We start from the raw sequence: 18,592 nt of genomic DNA, 5'->3' as shown, positions 1-18,592 counted from the left end.
AGGACACCTATGCCAGAAGGGATTGCCGTATCGCGCTTTCGCGGCGTGCAGGACGCTCCGCTGACCAACGCCTTTCGCGAGGCGTGGCAGGAGTGGTTGGCAGCCTGGAACGAGCTGGACAAGCGCGCCGAAGACACCGGGCAATTGCTCGAACAGGTGGTCGAGCTGTCCACCCAAGCCACCCGCCGTCTGTGGCGCACCGCGTTCGCCAGCGTCGGCGACTCGGCGCCTTTGCAGATCAAGGCGATGGTCTATGCCTTTGTCGCGCTGGTGGACGAAACCCTGTTGTTCGCCGACTGGCCGGGCCAGCCCGAATGGCAGGAGCGGCCGCTGGAGCTGCGTTTGTATTCGAGCCGCCAGGCGGGTGACCGGGTGCCGGTGGAAATCAAGCGCCTGCTCGACGAACAAGCCCCCACCAGCCGCGACCTCGGCAACGTTTACCTGTTGTGCCTGATCCTCGGTTTCCACGGCCGCCTGCGCGGCCCCGGCGGCGAAGCGCTGCATGCCAAATGGCGGCATGCGCTGTTCAACCTGACCCGCCAGCGTGACCCGGATTACGCCAACGTCAGTGCCTTGCTGGCCGAGCCGGCCAGTGTCGTGCCGCAGCAGTTGCCGGTGCGCGAGTCGATGCCCGATGGCCTGCGCCTCGGCTTGCTGGTGCTGGGCATCACCTTGTTGCTGATCGGCGTCGGTCACCTGTTCTGGCGTGATATCGGCGACGAGCTGTCGCCGGTGCTGCACCTGGCGACACCCTTCCAGGTCCAGGAGCCAACTTCATGAGCCTGTCGACGCTGGGTTGGGTGATCGGCATCGTCGTCATCCTGCTGCTTCTGGTACTGCTGGTGGTCTGGCTGCGCAACCGCAATGGCGCCGCCGTGCGCAGCTTCTATTTTGCCGTGCGCCAGATGGAGCACGATCAGGGCGTCGGCGGGCGCTATCAGGCACCGTGGATGCTGATGCTCGGTGACGAGGTGCAGGGCGCGCAGTTGTGCGCGAGCTGGAACCTCAATGCCATCGACAAGCCGGCCTGGTTCGGGCGCTGGTGGTCCGATCCGTCCGGCGCGGTGCTGGTGGTGCCGCAATCGGTGTTCCTGCCCGGTGAGGGCATGAAGCAGGCCGGTGGCTGGTGGACCCTGCTCGGCCTGTTGCTGCGGCTGCGTTCGCGTCGGCCGCTGGACGGCGTGATCTGGACCGTCGCCGCCGCCGACCTGCTGGATGCCGACCGCGCCGCGACCCTGGGCCTGGACGCCCGGCGCCGCTTCATCGACTTGCTGCACCGGCTGGGCATGAGCCTGCCGGTGTATGTGGTGATCACCGGCATGGAGGCCGTGCCGGGCTTCCAGGAACTGGCCAATGCCCTGCCGGAAGAAACCCGTCGGCAGATGCTGGGCTGGTCGTCGCCGTATGCCGCCGATGCGACCTGGCAGTCGCAGTGGACCGAAGACGCCATGCAGCAGGTCAGCCAGGCGCTGTCCGAGGCGATCATCCAGATGGGCACCCTGTCCGGTGAATTGCACGATGACCTCGACGCGCTGCCGCAGCGCATCGATGGCCTGCGCCGCAACCTGCAGATGCTGTTGTGGCCGGTGTTCCAGGGCAATACCCACGGCGAGGCACCGGTTCTGCGCGGGCTGTACTTCACTGGCGCCCAGGCGTTCCAGGGCAACGCCGAGGCGTTGACCGCGCTGGATCAGCCGTTGCAGGAAAACGTCTTTGCCCATGGCCTCTGGCAGCAACGGATCAATGCCGAGCGCGGCCTGGCCCAACCGATCCCGCGGCTGCTGCAACTGCGCCAGCGTTGGCAGCGGGTCGTCGCGATCGGTGCGGCGGTAGTGGGGCTGGTCTGGGTGCTGGCGATGGCCTGGGTCTGGAACGACTCGGTACGCGATGCCGGCGAGTTGTCGCGGCTGTTGCAGAACGCGCAGAACGATTACGTCGCCCTCAGCGACGACAGCCACCGCAAGGAGCTGACCCGGCACAACGTGCAGGCCTTCTGGACTGTGCTGGAGCGCGCACCGCGCTGGCATTTCACCTCGCTGGCGTATCCGACCTCATGGTTCTCCTCGCTGGATGACCGTCTGGACCAGGTGTTGCAGCATACGTCCATGAGTCATATGCGTCAGCCGATCCACGACCTGTTGCAGGCTGACCTGAACGATGTCCTGGCGATCAACGACAACAGTCGCCGCAGTTCGGCGCAGGACGGCGATCCGGCGCAATGGCCGAGCTACCTCAAGGCCCGCGAACTGGTGCAGAAGGTCAACCGCCTGGAGCAGGCCGCCAGCCTCTACACCCAGGCCCTGGCCAACCCGAAAACCCCGCTCGACCAGTTGATCCCGCTGAGCAATCAGACCCTGGACCTCAACCTGAATGCCGGAACCCTGCCGCGCGAAGGGTTCTACAACCGTCTGCTGGTGGCGCAGGGCATTTCGCCGCTCAAGCCGCTGGACCTGTCGCTGCACCGCAACACCATCACCGCCAACTTCAACCAGTTGATGGAAAGCTGGCTGGGCCATTACTTCCGCACCGACGGCTTCATCAGCTCGGCTGGTTACCTCAAGCTCTACCTTGACCGCCTGGAGGCCGGTGCGCCGCAGACCCTCAAGGAACTGGAGCACATGGACGCGCTGATCGAGGACCTGCAAGCCTCCATCGACCTGACCAACTCCAACTGGAGCCGCGGCAAGGGCCAGGACCTGGTCGCCGGCTACAGCGATCTGCTCGCGCAAGTGCGCCAGAGCAAGGTGCTGGGCCCGGCGGTGGCCGAGGAAATCGAGCGTCGCGCCGAGCAGATGCAGTTCCATTTCAAGGAGCAGTGGGTGGCGCAGGGCGCGTCGAGCAAAAGCCTGATGGTGCAGACCACCACCGGGCAACTGGCCTTGCAGGAACGCATCATCCACCTGCACAGCGCGATCAACCTGCTGCTCAAGCGCGACTTCGTTGCCCGTGCCCTGCGTGAGGACGGAACGGGCGACAGCGATCAGTTGAGCCATGTCGACAGCGAAGGCCTGCGCCTGGCCCAGAGTTACTACGAGAGCTACAAGACATACGCCCATGAGTCGATGGCGGGCATCCCGCCGGTGTACCGCAACGCCTTGCTCAAGACCGCCGAAAACACCGCCGCCGATGCCATGTGGCTGAGCCTCAACCGGCAGACCCCGCTGAGCGAACTGGAAAGCCTGCCGTCGTTCCAGGTCCGCACCGACCAGGCCGTGGCGGTACACCGTGCGCTGATGCAGTTGCAGCGACCGGAGCTGGCCGGCGGCTTGCAGACCGCGCTGAACCAGAGCGCGCTGGCCGATGTGGCGCAAGCCATCGAGGAAGTGTTTCAGCAACCGGTGTTCCGTGACCGTGCCGACATCAACCAGTGGGACGGCACGAAGGACTTCGGTCTGCGACTGTTCCGCGCGGTCGATGCGCAAGACCTGAAGAGCAGCCTCGACCAGCAGTTCGGCGTCATCACGGTGATTACCGAGCAGGCCGCGCCGGCGCTGGAATGGCTGATGACCCAGTTGCCCAACCTCAACCTGAGCGAGTCGGAACTGGTCACGCGCTTTCATTCGCTGGGCGAGGAGATGACCAAGTACAAGGCGCAGAACCCGTCCAGTTCGCCCGCGTTGATCACCCAATTGATCGTTCGCGACTTCAACGACATGGACCAGAGCAGTTGCCTGAAAATCCTGCTCTCGGCCAATGCGCCGCATGCCACCGGGCAACTGACCCAGCGCTGGATCAGCCTGCAGCAGAACGCTTTGCAGCGCTGCCAGTTTTTGCAGCGCCAGGCGGTGTCCAGTGCCTGGAACGAGCTGGCCGGCTACTTCAACCAGTACCTGGCCGGGCGTTTCCCGTTCGCTACCGATCAGCGCGCACCGGACGCCGACCCGGCGCGGGTGCAGTACTTCCTGACCCTGATCGACAACCGCTTGCCCCAGGCCCGCGACGGCCTCGGCCTGTTGGCTTCCCGCGATCGCGCCGCCGCCAGCGAGTTCCTCGACCGCGTGGCGCGGGCGCGGCCGTGGCTCGGCGCCATGCTGGTGCGGGATAACGCCGGGCTGTCCGGGATCGACATGGAAGTGCGCTGGCGCACCGACCGCGACAGCGAGCGCGGCGCCGATCAGGTCATCACCTGGGCGCTGGGCGCGGGTAATCGCGAGATCGTCCACCCTGGCGAGGATCAAGTGCTGCACTGGAGCGTTGGCCAGCCGTTAAGCCTGCGCCTGCGTTGGGCGCGAGACGGCACCCAGCGACCGGTCAACGATCCTTCGCAACAGCAACTGCATGTCAGCGGCCTGGAAGCCGAATGGCAGTACCAGGGCCCTTGGGCGCTGCTGCGCCTGATCAGCGCCCACAGCTCCATGCTGCGCCAGCCGAACGTCGACTACACCGAGTTCCCGCTGAGCCTGGAAGTGCCGGTGCACGCTCAGCCTGAGGAAGAGAACCAGACCCTGATGTTCCTGCGCCTGTCGCTGATGAGCCAGGGCGGCAAGGCGCCGTTGTCCATTCACCCGTTGCCGGTCCAGGCACCGCTTTCACCGTTCGGCTACGCGCCGCGTTCGGTGGCTGATACAGGAGATTACCCATGACCTCACCCGGCTTTTCCCAGCGGGTCGGCCAGTTGCTCGAACCCATTTCCGCCGAGTCGCCGTGTGGCCCCAGCCTGACCTATGACGCGGTCTTCGCCGTGATGCGAGAAATGCGCCGAGAAGAAGACACCACGTTGCCCACCGGCGTCTGGTCCACCAACGAGGTCAAGCGCGCCGATTGGGCCGGCCTTGAGCGGCAGGCCACCCAGGTGTTGCGTGAGCGCAGCAAAGACCTGATGGTCGCCGCCTGGCTCGGCGAAGCCTGGTTGCACCGCGAAGGCATGGCCGGCGTGGTCAACGCCCTGGCGTTGCTGGGCGGGCTGTGCGAGCGCTACCCCGACGAGGTGCATCCGCTGGTCGAGAACGGTGACGTGGACTGGCGTGCCGCGCCACTGGAATGGGTGGCGACGCGCTACAAAGAGGTGCTGTTGTCGCGCCTGCAACTGCTGCCGCAGACGCCGGGCGATGTCGAACGCTTCAGCCTGCAAGACTGGCAACAGATGAAGCTTCGCCAGGTCCAGGTCAACGACAGCAAACCGGCCAAGGTCGCCGCCGAGGCGGCCCATGCGTTGCAGAAGAAAATCAGCGAGCAGGTGCGCCTCACGCCCCTGAGCTGGTGGCAGCAAGGGCTGCTGGCGGTGCAGAACGGACAGGCGCAACTGCTGCTGCTCGATGGCTGGTGCGACCGTCACCTGGGCGATTCCGCGCCGGCTTTCGCGCAATTGCGCACGGTCCTGCAGACGCTGGAAACCCTGCTTAAAGAATTCGTCGCCCTGCATCCGCCGCAGGTTGTTCCTGTCGAAACCCCCGAGCCACAACCGGAGAGCCCACCGACGATGGATGCCCCCGTCACTGAAACCCGCCTGCCGTCCACCGAACCCCGTACCCGTGATGAAGCCTATCGGCAGTTGCTGGTGATCGCGGATTACCTGGCCCGCACCGAACCCCACAGCCCGGTGCCGTACCTGATTCGCCGGGGCGTGGAGTGGGGGAACAAGCCGTTGCGGGAATTGCTGGGGGAATTGATCAGTTCCGATGCCGAGGCGAGGCGGTTGTGGACCTTGATGGGGGTTTTGTAGGGGGGGCAGACGCGGCCTATCGCGAGCAAGCTCGCTCCTACAGGGGGCGCGTCAGGTGTAGGAGCGAGCTTGCTCGCGATGCGCCGAACGTGAAGGCGCTAAACAACCCTCAAGCAATCCCCCCCGGCGAATCCAGAATCTGCCGCACCTTGCGCGCCAGGTCGTGGGGCAGGTAGGGCTTGGAGATGACGTCGAACTCCGAACCGCCAATGTCGGTGCGCTCGATGGAGCTTTCGGCATACCCGGTGGTCAGCAGCACCTTGGTGGCGGGGTGGCGGCGGCGGATTTCGCGGGCGAGCATCACGCCGTTCATGCCGCCCGGCATGATCAGGTCGGTGAAGAGCAGGTCGAAACGCTCGCCGGCTTCGTAGCACTTCAGCGCTTCGCGGGCATTCAGCACGATCTCGGCGCAGTAGCCGTAATCCTCAAGCACCATCTTCGCCAGCTCCGCCACGTCCGGCCGGTCTTCGACAATCAGCACGGTCTCATGGCCGTTCTTCGCTTCCGAGGTCAGCCGTCGTTCCACCGGCAGCACGGTGCCGCTGTCCACCGGGAAATACAGGCGCAGGGTGGTGCCGGAGCCTTCCTCGGTGTAGATCCGCGCGGCGCCGCCGGATTGTTTGGCGAAGCCGTAGACCATCGACAGCCCGAGGCCCGAGCCCTTGCCTTCTTCCTTGGTGGTGAAGAACGGGTCCATCACCCGGTCGCGAATGCTGGCGGGCATGCCGATGCCGTTGTCGGTGATCGACAGGCTCACGTAGCTCCCCGGCAGCAGACCGTCGTAGGACGCGACGGCCAGGTCGCGGACCAGCACATTGCGGGTTTCGATGAACACCCGCGGTTCCTTGCGCCCGATCAGCGCGTCGCGCGCGTTGATGAACACATTGAGCAGCGCCACCTCGGCCTGGGTCGGGTCGATCCGGCAGTTTTTCAATGAGTGTTCGAGGTCGTATACGACCTGCACGCCGTCGCCGAAGGTCCGGGTCACCAGCGGCTGGACGGTTTCCACCAGTTGATTGAGGTTGAGCACCCGGCCTTGCAGTTTCTGCTTGCGCGAGAACGCCAGCAGTTGCTTGGTCAGCGTGCTGGCCTTGTCGACGGCGGAGCGGGCGTGAAAAGTGCTGCGGCGGATCCGGTCCATGTCCGGCGCGGGCTTTTCCGCGGCGGTGCGGATGAGGTCGATGTAGCCGCTCATGACTTGCAGCAGGTTGTTGAAGTCGTGGGCGATACCGCCGGTGAGCTGGCCCAGCGCTTCCATTTTCTGCGACTGGCGCAGGGCATCCTCGGCATCCCGGCGCCGACTGACATCCAGTTGCGAGGCGAAGAAGTAAATCAGCTCGCCTTTTTCATTGAAGATCGGCGAGATGAACAGCGCGTTCCAGAAGGTGCTGCCGTCCTTGCGGTAGTTGAGGATCTCGGTGGCGAAGTCGTAGCGGCCCTTGATCGCGTCGCGGATCGAGGTCACGACATCGGGGTCGGTGTCCGGGCCCTGGAGGAACCGGCAGTTCTTGCCGACGATGTCCTTGGGGTCATAGCCGGTCATGTCGAGAAAGGCCGCGTTGGCGAAGATGATCGGGTTGTCGGCAGCGTTGGGGTTGGTGACGATCATCGGCATTCGCGTGGTTTCCACCGCCGCGAAAAAGATGTCCTTGGGGTGACGGGAGATATCTGCAGTCGAAGAGTCATCGACTCGTGTAGGTGTATTTGCCACTGGACAGTTCCTCTTCCTGCCATCGACCGGCCTGGCCGGTACCCTGAATTTTTGCGCGCCCCCGTACCAGTGATGGCACCGGCTGAAACGTCGCTGTGTTGGATGGCAGGTTCAAGTGCCATCATTTTTATCCAGACCGCCGTGCCGCTTGTTGGTTGCTTTGCCTGTGCGGTTTTTTAACCGATCTTGTGCGAGGTTTCCGTTAGACTCGACGCCTTTTGGCGGGGAGCAAGCATGACAATCAGCGGAACGCGGGCGGCAACGGTGTGTGGTTTGCTGGCGATCCTGCTGTGGAGCACGGCGTCCGGCTTGATCAGGAGCATCAGCGAAATCTTCGGCGCGCTCGGCGGCGCGGCGCTGATCTACACGCTGGGTACGTTGATGCTTCTGGCGTTGCTCGGGCGACCGCGGCTGCGCTCGGTACCCCGGGTTTATTTGCTGAGCGGAAGCGCGTTGTTCGTCGCCTATGAAATCTGCCTGTCGCTGGCGTTGGGCTTCGCCAATGACGCGCAGCAGGCCATCGAATTGATGGTGCTCAATTACTTCTGGCCCTGCCTCACGGTGCTGCTGGCGATCTTCATGAACGGCCAGCGCGCCCGCTGGCTGATCGTGCCGGGCACGGCGCTGGCGTTGTCGGGGATTCTCTGGGTGGTCAGTGGCGATGGTTTTTCGCTGGCCCAGATCATCGCCAACGTACAGTCCAACCCGCTGAGTTACGGCCTGGCGCTGAGCTGCGCGGTCACCTTCGCGCTCTACTGCAACGTCACCCGCCGCTATGCCAATGGGCAGAACCTGGTGGTGCTGTTCTTCTTCCTCACCGCCTGCCTGCTGTGGATCAAGTTCGCTTTCAGCGGGGCGCCGTTGCCGGCTTTCACCGCGAGCAACAGCCTGGAACTGCTCGCCGCTGGCGTGGCCATGGCCGGCGGCTACGCGCTGTGGAACCTGGGTATCCTGCGCGGCAACCTGACGTTGTTGGCCACTGCGTCGTATTTTTCCCCGGTACTGTCTTCGGCGTTCGCCTCGATCTGGCTGGGCGCGCACCTGAGCGGGCAGTTCTGGCAGGGCGCGTTGCTGGTGACGCTGGGGTCGTTGATTTGCTGGCAAGCGACGCGCCAGAAGTCGGCGACAACGTAATGGCACTTGCGGCATTTCAATGGCCAGCATTAATATGAATAATTCTCATTTGTGCGAATTGTGCCATGGACTCCAGCCAGCCTCCCCGGAGCGACACCCTCGACGCGTTGTACCAGGGATACCACGGATGGTTGCTGGGCTGGTTGCGGCGGCGGACGCAGTGCCCGCATAACGCCGCCGACCTGGCGCAGGACACCTTCATCCGTGTGCTCACCGCCGGCACCTATGTCGCGCCGCGCGAACCGCGGGCCTTTCTGGCCACGGTGGCGCGCCGTCTGCTGATCGACAATGGCCGGCGCCAGCGCCTGGAACAGGCCTACCGCGAAGAGCTGGAGCGCTGCGCGTCGTACCTGGAGCAAGCGCCGTCGCCGGAGCAGATTCTCCAGGCGATCCAGGTGCTGGAAGGCATCGACCGGGCGCTGGCGCGCATGCATCCGCGGGTGCGCCAGACCTTTGTGTTGCGCCATCTGGAAGGACTGGGCCAGGAGCAGATTGCCCGCCAGACCGGCGTCTCGATCAGAACGGTGCAGAAGGATCTGGTGGAAGCCCTGTTGATCTGCGACCTCGTCGCCCAGGAGGCTTGATGAGCGTCGCCGTTTCCGCTTCCGTATTGCGTCAGGCCGCCGAATGGCTGGTGCGCCTCGACAACCAGACCGACGCCGCCACGCGTCAGGCGTACCACGCCTGGCTGGCCGCCGACCCCCAGCATGCCGCCGCTGTCGCCCGTTTGCAGGGCCATCTCACACCCCTTGCCGAACTGCCGCGGCAACCGGCCCGCGCCGCCTTGCGACGTGCGCACCAGGGCCGTCCGCGCGCGCAGGCGATCAAGGCGCTGGCGCTGGCAGGCTTGCTGATCGGCTCGGGGTTGCTGGGGTATCAGCACTGGCAGCGCGGCTACCTGCTGGCAGACCTGAGCACCGCACGCGGCGTCTGGACCGAGCAGCGCCTGGCCGACGGCAGCGAGATCAGTCTCAACGGCGATTCGGCGGTGGACTGGCGCTTCGACGCGCAGGAGCGGCGCATCCATCTGCTGCGGGGCGAACTGCGCGTGCAGGTGGCCAAGGATGCGCAGCGGCCGTTCTATGTCGATACGCCGCAGGGCAGCATCCGCGCGCTGGGCACGCGGTTTATCGTCGAGCGCCGCGACGACGCCACGCGGGTGACCATGCTCGAATCGTCGACGCGGATCGAAAGCCCTGTCGGCACCCTGGTGCTGAACGCGGGCGAGCAGGTGCGGGTGGACGCCAACGGCATCGGCGCGGTGCAACCGGTGGATGTCGCGGCGCAGGAGGGCGCCTGGACCCAGCATCAATTGCTGGTCACCGACCAGCCTTTGAGCGATGTGCTGGAGCGGCTGGCGCGGCATCGTCCGGGACTGTTGTCGTTCGACCGCGAGGCACTGGCCGGCATGCGGGTCACGGTAATGTTGCCGACCGACGACAGCGATCGCGCCTTGCGCCTGCTGGAGCGCACATTGCCGTTGCAGGTCACGCATTTCACGCCGTGGCTGACCCGGGTGACACCACTGGATGAAGAAGAACGCAAATAATTTGCAATTCCGCTTCGCCTTTTCGATTTTCGCCCGTCCTCCCCTGGGCCAACACACTCAGGAGAACCGAAACCATGGCTTCATCGTTGCGCGCGCTGTCCCTGCGTCCCAGCCGTCTGTGCCTCAGCCTGCGGCTGGCCCTCGGCGGCATTGCCCTTGTCGCCCCCGTATTGACCTTCGCCCAGCAGCAGGTCCTGGCGTTCGATATCGCCGGCGGCCCGCTCGGCGAGGTGCTGGGCCGCTATGCCCAGGCCGCCGGCGCGCCGATTTCCGTCAGCTCGCAGCAGGTGGCGGGGCTTGTCAGCCCGGGTGTCCACGGCCGCTTCACCGTGGCCGAAGGCTTTGCCCAGGTGCTCAAGGGCAGCGGCCTGATGGCCCGGGCCAGCGCGGACGGTTTCCAGATTGAAGCCGTGCCGGTCAGCGGCAGCGTCATGGAATTGGGCGCCACCAACGTCGTTTCCAACCAGCTTGGCACCATCACCGAAGACAGCGGTTCCTACACCCCGGGCACCATCGCCACCGCCACGCGGCTGGTGCTGACGCCGCGGGAAACGCCGCAGTCGATCACCGTGGTGACCCGCCAGCACATGGACGATTTCGGCCTCAACTCCATCGACGACGTGATGCGCCACACCCCGGGCATCACCGTTGCTTCCTATGACTCCGACCGCAGCAACTATTACGCCCGCGGTTTCTCGATCCAGAACTTCCAGTACGACGGTATCCCCACCACCCGCACCGCGGCCTACTCGGCGGGGCAGACCCTGAGCGACACCGCGATCTACGACCGGGTCGAAGTGCTCAAGGGCGCCACCGGCCTGCTCACCGGCGCGGGCGCCCCTGGCGGCACCATCAACCTGGTGCGCAAGAAGCCGACTGCTGACTTCAAGGGCCATGTCGAGCTGGGCGCTGGCAGCTGGGACAACTACCGCTCCGAGGTGGATGTCAGCGGCCCGCTCAGCGAATCCGGCAACGTGCGCGGTCGCGCCGTGGCGGCCTACCAGGACAAGCACTCCTTCCTCGACCACTACGAGCGCAAGACCAGCGTCTACTACGGCATCCTCGAGTTCGACCTCGACCCCGACACCCTGCTGAGCGTCGGTGCCGACTACCAGGACAACGACCCGAAAGGCTCGAGCTGGTCCGGCAGCGTTCCGATCTACGACAGCCAGGGCAACCGCGTCAGCACCTCGCGCTCGTTCAACAACGGCGCCGAATGGAGCCGCTGGGAGCAATACACCCGTACCGTGTTCGCCACCCTGGAACACAGCTTCGCCAACGAATGGGTCGGCAAGGCGCAAGTGCACCACCAGGTCAACGGCTATTACGCGCCGCTGGGCTCGATCCAGGGTCGGCCCAACGCCACCACCGGCGTGACCTCGATCTACGGCAACAAGTACACCGGCGAAACCACCACCGACTCGGCGGACGTCTACTTCAGCGGGCCGTTCTCGCTGTTCGGCCGCGAGCACCAACTGGTGGTCGGCGCGGCCGCTTCCAAGGCGCACTGGAAAGGCAAGGACTACTGGACCGCGACCTACCGCGACAGCAACTCCTACGACTTCTGGAACTGGGATGGCGGCAGCGGCCTCGAGCCGGGCTGGGGCGACGTCAGCTACCGCACCGACCAGACCACCTGGCAGACCGGTGGCTACCTGACCTCGCGCTTCAGCCTCACTGACGAGTTGCACCTGCTGCTGGGCGCGCGGCTGGCCAACTACAAGATCACCGGCACCAGTGACACTCGCGAAACCGGGCGCCTCGTGCCTTATGTCGGCGTCACCTACGACCTCAACGATGAGCTGTCGCTATACGCCAGCTACACCGACATCTTCCTGCCGCAGACCGACTACCGCGACCGCACCAACAAGATGCTCGAGCCTGACGAAGGCCAGAACTACGAGCTGGGCATCAAGGGCGAATTCTTCGACGGTCGCCTGAATGCCAGCCTGGCGTACTTCGAAGTCCATGAGAAAAACCGCCCGGAATCGGACAGCGACTACAACGCCAACCCAACCCTGCCGAACCTCTACGACGCCTACTACGGCATCACCGCGACCACCAAGGGCGTCGAAGCGGAAATGAGCGGCGAACTGGCCACCGGCTGGAACCTGATGGGCGGCTACACCCACAAAGTCGTGCGTGACCAGCATGGCGACAAGGTGTCCACCTGGGAGCCGCAGGACCAGTTCAATCTCTACACCACCTACAAATTGCAAGGCCCGCTGGAGCGTCTGACCGTTGGTGGTGGTGCGCGCTGGCAGGGCCAGTCCTGGCAAATACTGACCAATCGCGCCAAAGGCGTTCAAGAGAAATTCACCCAGGACGACTTCTGGCTGGTCGACCTGATGGCCCGCTACAAAATCACCGACAACCTGTCGGCCACGGTCAACCTCAATAACGTGTTCGACAAGACCTACTACACCAACGTCGGCTTCTACAGCTCAGTGTCCTACGGCGACCCGCGCAACGTCATGGTCACCACCCGCTGGGACTTCTGACTGGTCACGGGGGAGCGCAAGGCTCCCCCGTGTCACGGCGTTCTACTCTTCTTCGCTGACCAGGAAACAGACCTTCTTGCCGCCGAGGTTATTGCTTTCGGCGCTGTAGATCGCTCCCATCTTGTCTCTCAACCCGGCGCTGTCAGCGAACTGCGAGATATCAACGTTGGCGATGTCATCGCTCGAACTGATCCCGATCATGCCCTTGAACGCCAGCTTCACATCGTGCGGCAGGAGCACCTCGTCCTCGCCCACGTACAGCCCGCCGGAGCGGCCCTTGGTGGTCTGCGGGTCGACACGGATCAGCCAGATCATCGAGCGTCCGGCCAGCGAGGCCAGCGCGTCGCCGCTGCTGGTGGAGAAGGGCTGATTGGTCACCCAGTGGGTGTTCATGGTCACCGCCGTGCGAGCGGCAACGTCGTTGCGAAAGTCGGGAACGACCCTGTTCAGGTACTCGATCATGCTTTGCGAGTCGCCGCGCATGAGGTAGGCGGGATGATTGCTGCCATCCTGCGACAGCACCGGCTGGGGCCGGTTGCCCAAGGCGGTCTTGACGTTTTCGATGTCGATCCAGTACTCGAGCAGGGTGGCGTAGAGGTCATTGTCGATACCGGCCAGCAATGCCTTGTGCAGCGCTTCAGAGGGCGCGAAGTTCGCGTGTTCGGGGTCTTGCTGGATGGTCTTGACGAACGCGTCCATCTGCTCGTTTGCGTTGCGGGTAAACGCGGCCCTGACGTCTGCGTATTCCCCCAGCAGCGCGCGGGCCTTTTCGTTGCCGAACAGGTTGTTGTCGATCAGGACCTGTCGCACCTTTTCCGAGGCCGTGTCATCGCCAGGGTCTTTTTCGTGTCGCTCGAAAAAACTGCGTAGCCCGGCATTGCCGGTGATGATCCGGCACAGCGGATTCATCAGCAGATAACGGTGCTTGTAATAGAGGTCGAGTGATTCGGCTGCAGTACGGGGCATGGTGGGTACTCTGGAAATCCGTTTCTAGAAGGGCCTGTTACTGGCTAGCGGTCATGCCGGCGGGCGTGCCGCCTTTTCGGCCAGCGCCGCATGGGTGTGCAGTTCTTCGGCAATGAACGCATCGATCATCGCGCGGTAGACCTGCTCCACCACCTGCGCCGAGGCACCGGTTTCCTCGGCAATGCCGCGTACCTTGGCAATCACCTGTTCGACCCGCGCCGGGGCGCGGACCTCATCGGAGGTTTTCTTGAAGGTGGCCGCTTGGGCGACCAGATTGCCGCGGCGGGCAAGCAGGGTGACCAGCTCGCGGTCGATGCGGTCGATGTGTTGGCGGACTTCGTCGAGGGAGGTGCAGCGTACATCCATGATCAAGTGGTCCTGTCCAATTGAGGCGAGCGTCGATCATTGATGAACCCGTGCTGCCGGGTCAACTGCCGGTGTCGAAGCCCGGCGGCGGGCCAGCCCGCCAATCTGCAGGCAGGCCACCCCGGCGAGGATAAACACGATCGCTAGCAGGGCGACCGCGTCCGTGGATTCACCGGCCAGCACCACGCCGATCAACAGTGCGACCACCGGCGGAATGTAGGTGACGCTGGAGGCGGCAATGGCGCCGAGGGATTCGACGATGTGGTAGTAGGCGATATACGCCAGCCCGGTGCCCAGCAGGCCCAGGCCGAGGGTCAGCCCCACCCAGGCGCGGGTATCGGCGAACAGCGCGTCGATGCCGCGCATGGGCGTGACGGCCAGCAAGAACAGCAGGGCGAAGCCGATCTGGTAGGTGGTCAAGGCCGCCACGGGCAGCCCGAGCGGGCTGACATAGCGCCGCGCATAGACGAACGAAAGCCCCACGCACAGCGAGCCGCCCAGCATGTAGCCGACCCCGCCCAGGCTGATGTCGCCCGTGGCGGACCAGGGGCGGGCGATCAGCAGCACGCCGATAAAGCCGAGGATGACCCCGGCGATCCGTGTGCCGTTGATGGTTTCCCCACGCAGGAACAGCGCCGCGCCGAGAAAGGTGAACAACGGGATCGCGCCGCTGAGTACGCCGGCTACGCTCGACGGCAGCAGTGCCGTGCCCAGGGCGAAGGCGTAGTAGTACAGCGCCGTGGCCAGCAGCGACATCACCACGAAATGATGCGCGTGACGCCAGTGCGCCCAGCGCAGCTCGCGCTTGAGCAGGGCATAGGCCATGACCGGTAGGAAACCGAAGAACACCCGCATCAAGGTGATCTGCAGCGGGCTGATCACCTGCGCGGCCCACTTCACGAAAATGAAATTGCTGCCCCAGATCAGCCCGAGGAAGACGAAGGCGACGAGCGCTGATTTCTTCATGAGCGTCCAGCCATGAAGGTGTTTTCGGTAGGCATGAAGGGGTTTTCCGCGCGGTTGAAAGAGCCTCGAGGCTAACACCGGCGGGCGCGACGAGAGAGCCACGCGGGCTTTCATGTGGCAATAGAAAAACTACTGCTTCAGGCGCTCGCCTGTTCCATCAACCATTGCCGCACCACCGCCTGCGCGGCGGGTTGGCGGGACTTGCGCGGCCAGACCAGATAGAAGCCGGTGTCCATGTCCAGCTTATGGGCGGTGATGCACCTCAGGCGGCCGGCGTGGATATCGTCCTGGACGAAGAAGTGGCTGGCCAGCGCCAGGCCCTGGCCGGCAATCGCCGCCTCGATCGCCAGCGAGGTCTGGTTGAAGCGCACGTTCTTGGGCGGGACCGCCAGCGGTTGGTCGAACGCCTGGGCGATGAACTGCGGCCAGAGGTTATGGGCGTCGTGCAGCAACATGTAATCGTGCAGATCGTCCACGCGCTGCGGCATGCCCAGGTTGTCCAACAGCGCCGGACTGCCCACGGCGACGATGCGCTGGTCGAACAACAATTCCGCGTTTAGCCCCGGCCCGAACGGCGGGCGCCCGTAGCGCACGGCGATGTCAACCCCGTCGTTGTGGAAATGCGACAGCCGTTCGGTGGCCAGCACGCGTAAGTCGATCCCCGGATGGGCCTCGGTGAAACGGGACAGCCGCGGAATCAACCAGCGCGAGGCGAGGCTGGGGGTGACGCTGATGGTCAGGTGCGTCGGCTCCGGGCGCAGCGCGCGGGTGGCTTCGTCGATCAGTTCGAATGCCTTGCGGATGCTCGCCACATAGGTCCGTCCGGCGTCGGTCAGCGCCAGGCCGCGGGGCAGGCGCTCGAACAGCTTGATCCCGAGGCCGGCCTCCAGCCCGCGAATCTGTTGCGCCACCGCGGCCTGGGTCACGCCCAGTTCCTCGGCGCCGAGGCGAAAGCTGGCGTGGCGGGAAACCACTTCGAAGACGCGCAAGGCGTTGAGGGACGGGGTGGTCATGGTGGTTGCGGGCCGGGTTGACGGAAACCCGTCGAAACTACCGCCAACCGAGCGGAAAGAACAGCGAGCCGATAGAAAATCTTTCGAGAGGTTTCCGTGACGTAATCGGCGCGTCGGTTGCACTTATCCAATCATGTACTGGCTTTCCTGAACGCTACTTTGGAATCGTATATTTAAGTGTTTGATTATAGTTTTCCGTGCCGATGCTATAGAACAACGATACTTCGTATTTTCCCGGTACCATGGCGTTGGCATTGGCGGTAAAGCAGGAATTGTTGGGCGTTGATTTTTCGGTGTTGGGCTTCATATCCGATGTACTGATCATTACCGGCGGTAATGTATCGCTCAGACGATAAAAGTTTGCCTGGAGTTTTTTTGAATTTACTGTGCTGGGATGAAATAGGCAGACTTCCTGTGGAATGCTGACTAATGTGTAGTTGCCTTGCGTATCCTGCCCAGTCACCAGTTGTATAGTGCCTTTAGCTGCGTGCTCCTGTTTTCTGGCAGCTTCCAGAGCCTGGAGGGCTACTTGATAGTCACTGTTTGTCTGGATACTGCTGTTAGGCGATTTACCTATACGTTGAACGGCTTCGTCGGCACTCAGCAGTAGTTTTCTTTTTTCCCAAAGGCTGGGGTCGCCTCCTTTGACCACAGAGAGTGTCAGCCAGGTTTTGTCGGTATAGGTCCTCTTCTTTGGGTCGGGTGGCGCATTGATTAGACTCTGCCCATCTACTGCGATATTTTCCGAATTTACTTCATCAAGCGAATAGCTATCTGGCGTATCTGTAAAGCCTCGGCGTAATGCGACAGGTAAGAAAAGTAACGCATCGCCAAGATAAGCCACTGGGTTTTTGGATTTTCCCTCGCTCAGGTAACCAAAACAGGTGCTTACCGCACAGCCCTCCTTATTGATGAGTACATAGTTGCCGGGCGTGAGGGGAATGAAAGAGCCATTGACGTCGCTGTAGGTGCTCAGGTTACCGGAGTCACCGACAAGGTCGAAACTTACCCGCATTACAACTTCATCCTTGTTGAGGGCAAGCAGGCTTTTGGCAATCTCCTTGGTGAAGGCACGTTCGGTAGCTGTCACTGGGTTGATGAACGAGAAAATCTGGCTGGCGGAGGTGATGAAATCCAGGAAAGCAGCTGCGTCTTCATTCTCGCCCTGATCGTATTCGATCACGGTGATCGTGACACTGACTTGATCGGATTCCAGCTTTTTTGGCCCGTAGAGTAGTTTGTTGAATACAGGAGATTTTGAGTTGTCTGAAACACCCTCGAAAGGCCCCAGGACGGTGGTGACGGTATCGCCTTTTGTTCCAGAACTGACCTCGGTGAATTCGGCGACGATAACAACTTCGTTGACGCCGTTGAAATCTGGCAAGTATTTGAAGTAACCATCAGACAGATAAATCTGATAGACGTCATTGCCTTTCATATCGACATTAGGAACCGTCCTTTTTACTGCATTCTGCAGGGGGGCGACGTTCGGCGAGCCCGTTTGTGAGGGGTCGCTGCCTCGGGGCGCTGAAAAGACAGAGGTCAGTTTTCTTGCGGAGTCGACTTTATAGAGCGTTGCTGAGCCGGATGGGCCAGCACAACCTTGCAGGAGCATTCCACAGGAAAACAAAACTCCCCATAGTGCTGCCTGACGGTCTACTGTCTTTTTCCAAACATAGTTTTCGGAATATGGAAGCCTCATGAATTTCATTCCCTTGAGTATGAGCGACATCCTGTTGCTGCCAGATTAGAGCGCTATGGTGTAAAGTCAATGGCACTCTGCCACCCTGTTTCTCCACCGGCCTGTTTAAGTTTATCCATGCTCCGAACCGTCACCGACCTCGACCTGCGCCTGCTGCGCATCTTCTCCACCGTGGTGAAATGCGGCGGCTTTACCGCGGCCCAGGCCGAACTGAACATGAGCCAGTCGAACATCAGCATGCATATCGGCAGCCTGGAAAAGCGTCTGGGTTATCGACTGTGCGAGCGCGGCAAGGGCGGCTTTCGCCTGACCGCGAAGGGCAAGCGGATTCTCGATGCCTCGCAGGCGATGTTCGACGCCATCGGCCTGTTCCGTGACGAGGCGCAGGCGCTGTCGGGCAATCTGGTGGGCGATCTGTATGTGGGGCTGGCGGACAACGTGGCGACGCTGCCGCAGGCGCGCTTCGGCGAGGCGTTGGCGACCTTCTATCAGCGTGAGCAGGACGTGCAGTTGAACCTGTACGTCAACTCACCCACCGAGCTGGAACTGGCGGTGATCGACGGGCAACTGGACCTGGCTGTGTCGTACTTCAGCCGCTCGCGGCCGAGCCTGGATTACCTGCCGTTGTACACCGAGGAGATCGGCGTGTTCTGTGGCGATCGGCATCCGTTGTTCGACGAGGCAGAGCCGGCGTTGGAGCGTATTGCCGCGTGCAACTGGATCAGCCACGGCTTTCTTCCCGAGAACCAGGACCTGCCGCTGCGCCCCGAGCGCAGCCGGGCCACCGCCTATCACATGGAAGCGGTGGCCCACGCGGTGTTGGCGGGTACCCATCTGGGCTACCTGCCGACCCACTATGCGCAGATCTGGATCGAGCGCGGCCGCATGCGGGCGTTGCAACCCGAGCGGCTGCGCTACGAGGTGGTGCACAGCATGATCACCTACACCGGCCGGCCACGCAGTGAGGCGGCGCGGGCGTTTATCGAGGACCTGCTGGCGGTGCATGGATTAGGGATTTAGTT

General features: G+C 63.2%; 14 protein-coding genes. 8 read left to right on the top strand and 6 right to left on the bottom strand.

What is annotated here, in order from left to right; all coding sequences use genetic code 11:
• The first annotated feature begins 9 nt into the window (after nucleotides 1–9).
• From CKW37_RS08430 to tssA, 3 genes are read left to right on the top strand one after another with little or no spacing between them, the layout of a single operon-like run.
• Complete coding sequence (locus CKW37_RS08430; protein ID WP_095155230.1) at nucleotides 10–780, top strand: DotU family type IV/VI secretion system protein; 771 nt, start codon at nucleotides 10–12, stop codon at nucleotides 778–780.
• Nucleotides 777–4,583 carry a type VI secretion protein IcmF/TssM N-terminal domain-containing protein gene (locus CKW37_RS08425; protein WP_095155229.1) on the top strand — a complete coding sequence of 1,269 codons (3,807 nt, stop codon included), beginning with the start codon at nucleotides 777–779 and terminating at the stop codon, nucleotides 4,581–4,583. The genes CKW37_RS08430 and CKW37_RS08425 overlap by 4 nt, the downstream gene beginning before the upstream one ends.
• A complete protein-coding gene (tssA, locus tag CKW37_RS08420; RefSeq protein WP_095155228.1) occupies nucleotides 4,580–5,662 on the top strand; it encodes a type VI secretion system protein TssA in 1,083 nt (360 codons plus the stop codon). The genes CKW37_RS08425 and tssA overlap by 4 nt, the downstream gene beginning before the upstream one ends.
• A 109-nt stretch (nucleotides 5,663–5,771) precedes the next feature.
• Here tssA and CKW37_RS08415 read toward each other — a convergent pair whose 3' ends face one another.
• Nucleotides 5,772–7,373: a histidine kinase famiy protein gene (locus CKW37_RS08415; RefSeq protein WP_095155227.1), complete on the bottom strand. Its 1,602-nt coding sequence runs from the start codon at nucleotides 7,371–7,373 to the stop codon at nucleotides 5,772–5,774.
• Nucleotides 7,374–7,607: 234 nt separating this feature from the next.
• Between CKW37_RS08415 and yddG the strand changes: the two genes are divergently transcribed.
• From yddG to CKW37_RS08395, 4 genes are all read left to right on the top strand, one after another.
• Nucleotides 7,608–8,507 (top strand): aromatic amino acid DMT transporter YddG, encoded by a 900-nt coding sequence (yddG, locus tag CKW37_RS08410; protein WP_095155226.1) that lies wholly within the window; start codon nucleotides 7,608–7,610, stop codon nucleotides 8,505–8,507.
• 65 nt (nucleotides 8,508–8,572) lie between these two features.
• Nucleotides 8,573–9,091, top strand: coding sequence for a sigma-70 family RNA polymerase sigma factor (locus CKW37_RS08405; protein ID WP_095155225.1), 519 nt, complete (start codon nucleotides 8,573–8,575; stop codon nucleotides 9,089–9,091).
• Nucleotides 9,091–10,056, top strand: a complete 966-nt coding sequence (locus tag CKW37_RS08400) for a FecR domain-containing protein (protein ID WP_095155224.1) — start codon at nucleotides 9,091–9,093, stop codon at nucleotides 10,054–10,056. Before CKW37_RS08405 ends, CKW37_RS08400 begins: the two co-directional genes overlap by 1 nt.
• 74 nt (nucleotides 10,057–10,130) lie before the next feature.
• The gene (locus CKW37_RS08395) at nucleotides 10,131–12,557 is read left to right on the top strand and encodes a TonB-dependent siderophore receptor (RefSeq protein WP_095155223.1); all 2,427 of its coding nucleotides are present in this window, start codon (nucleotides 10,131–10,133) and stop codon (nucleotides 12,555–12,557) included.
• Nucleotides 12,558–12,599: 42 nt separating this feature from the next.
• Here CKW37_RS08395 and CKW37_RS08390 read toward each other — a convergent pair whose 3' ends face one another.
• The 5 genes from CKW37_RS08390 to CKW37_RS08370 all read right to left on the bottom strand — a co-directional run bounded on the left by CKW37_RS08390 (nucleotide 12,600) and on the right by CKW37_RS08370 (nucleotide 17,570).
• Nucleotides 12,600–13,523, bottom strand: coding sequence for a hypothetical protein (locus CKW37_RS08390; protein WP_095155222.1), 924 nt, complete (start codon nucleotides 13,521–13,523; stop codon nucleotides 12,600–12,602).
• 51 nt (nucleotides 13,524–13,574) lie between these two features.
• Nucleotides 13,575–13,889 carry a chorismate mutase gene (locus CKW37_RS08385; protein WP_095155221.1) on the bottom strand — a complete coding sequence of 105 codons (315 nt, stop codon included), beginning with the start codon at nucleotides 13,887–13,889 and terminating at the stop codon, nucleotides 13,575–13,577.
• A 36-nt stretch (nucleotides 13,890–13,925) separates the two neighbouring features.
• Complete coding sequence (locus tag CKW37_RS08380; protein ID WP_095155220.1) at nucleotides 13,926–14,855, bottom strand: DMT family transporter; 930 nt, start codon at nucleotides 14,853–14,855, stop codon at nucleotides 13,926–13,928.
• 137 nt (nucleotides 14,856–14,992) lie between these two features.
• Nucleotides 14,993–15,868: a LysR substrate-binding domain-containing protein gene (locus tag CKW37_RS08375; protein ID WP_095155219.1), complete on the bottom strand. Its 876-nt coding sequence runs from the start codon at nucleotides 15,866–15,868 to the stop codon at nucleotides 14,993–14,995.
• A 154-nt stretch (nucleotides 15,869–16,022) separates the two neighbouring features.
• Nucleotides 16,023–17,570 carry a hypothetical protein gene (locus CKW37_RS08370; protein WP_143501942.1) on the bottom strand — a complete coding sequence of 516 codons (1,548 nt, stop codon included), beginning with the start codon at nucleotides 17,568–17,570 and terminating at the stop codon, nucleotides 16,023–16,025.
• A gap of 117 nt (nucleotides 17,571–17,687) precedes the next feature.
• Here CKW37_RS08370 and CKW37_RS08365 point away from each other — a divergent pair, with 117 nt between their 5' ends.
• Nucleotides 17,688–18,590 (top strand): LysR family transcriptional regulator, encoded by a 903-nt coding sequence (locus CKW37_RS08365; protein ID WP_095155217.1) that lies wholly within the window; start codon nucleotides 17,688–17,690, stop codon nucleotides 18,588–18,590.
• Nucleotides 18,591–18,592 lie beyond the last annotated feature (2 nt).

Source organism: Pseudomonas sp. Irchel 3E13, assembly GCF_900187455.1.
Taxonomy (GTDB): Bacteria; Pseudomonadota; Gammaproteobacteria; order Pseudomonadales; family Pseudomonadaceae; genus Aquipseudomonas.
The sequence above is the reverse complement of the archived record's forward strand: the minus strand, read 5'-3'. Positions and strand labels throughout refer to the sequence as shown.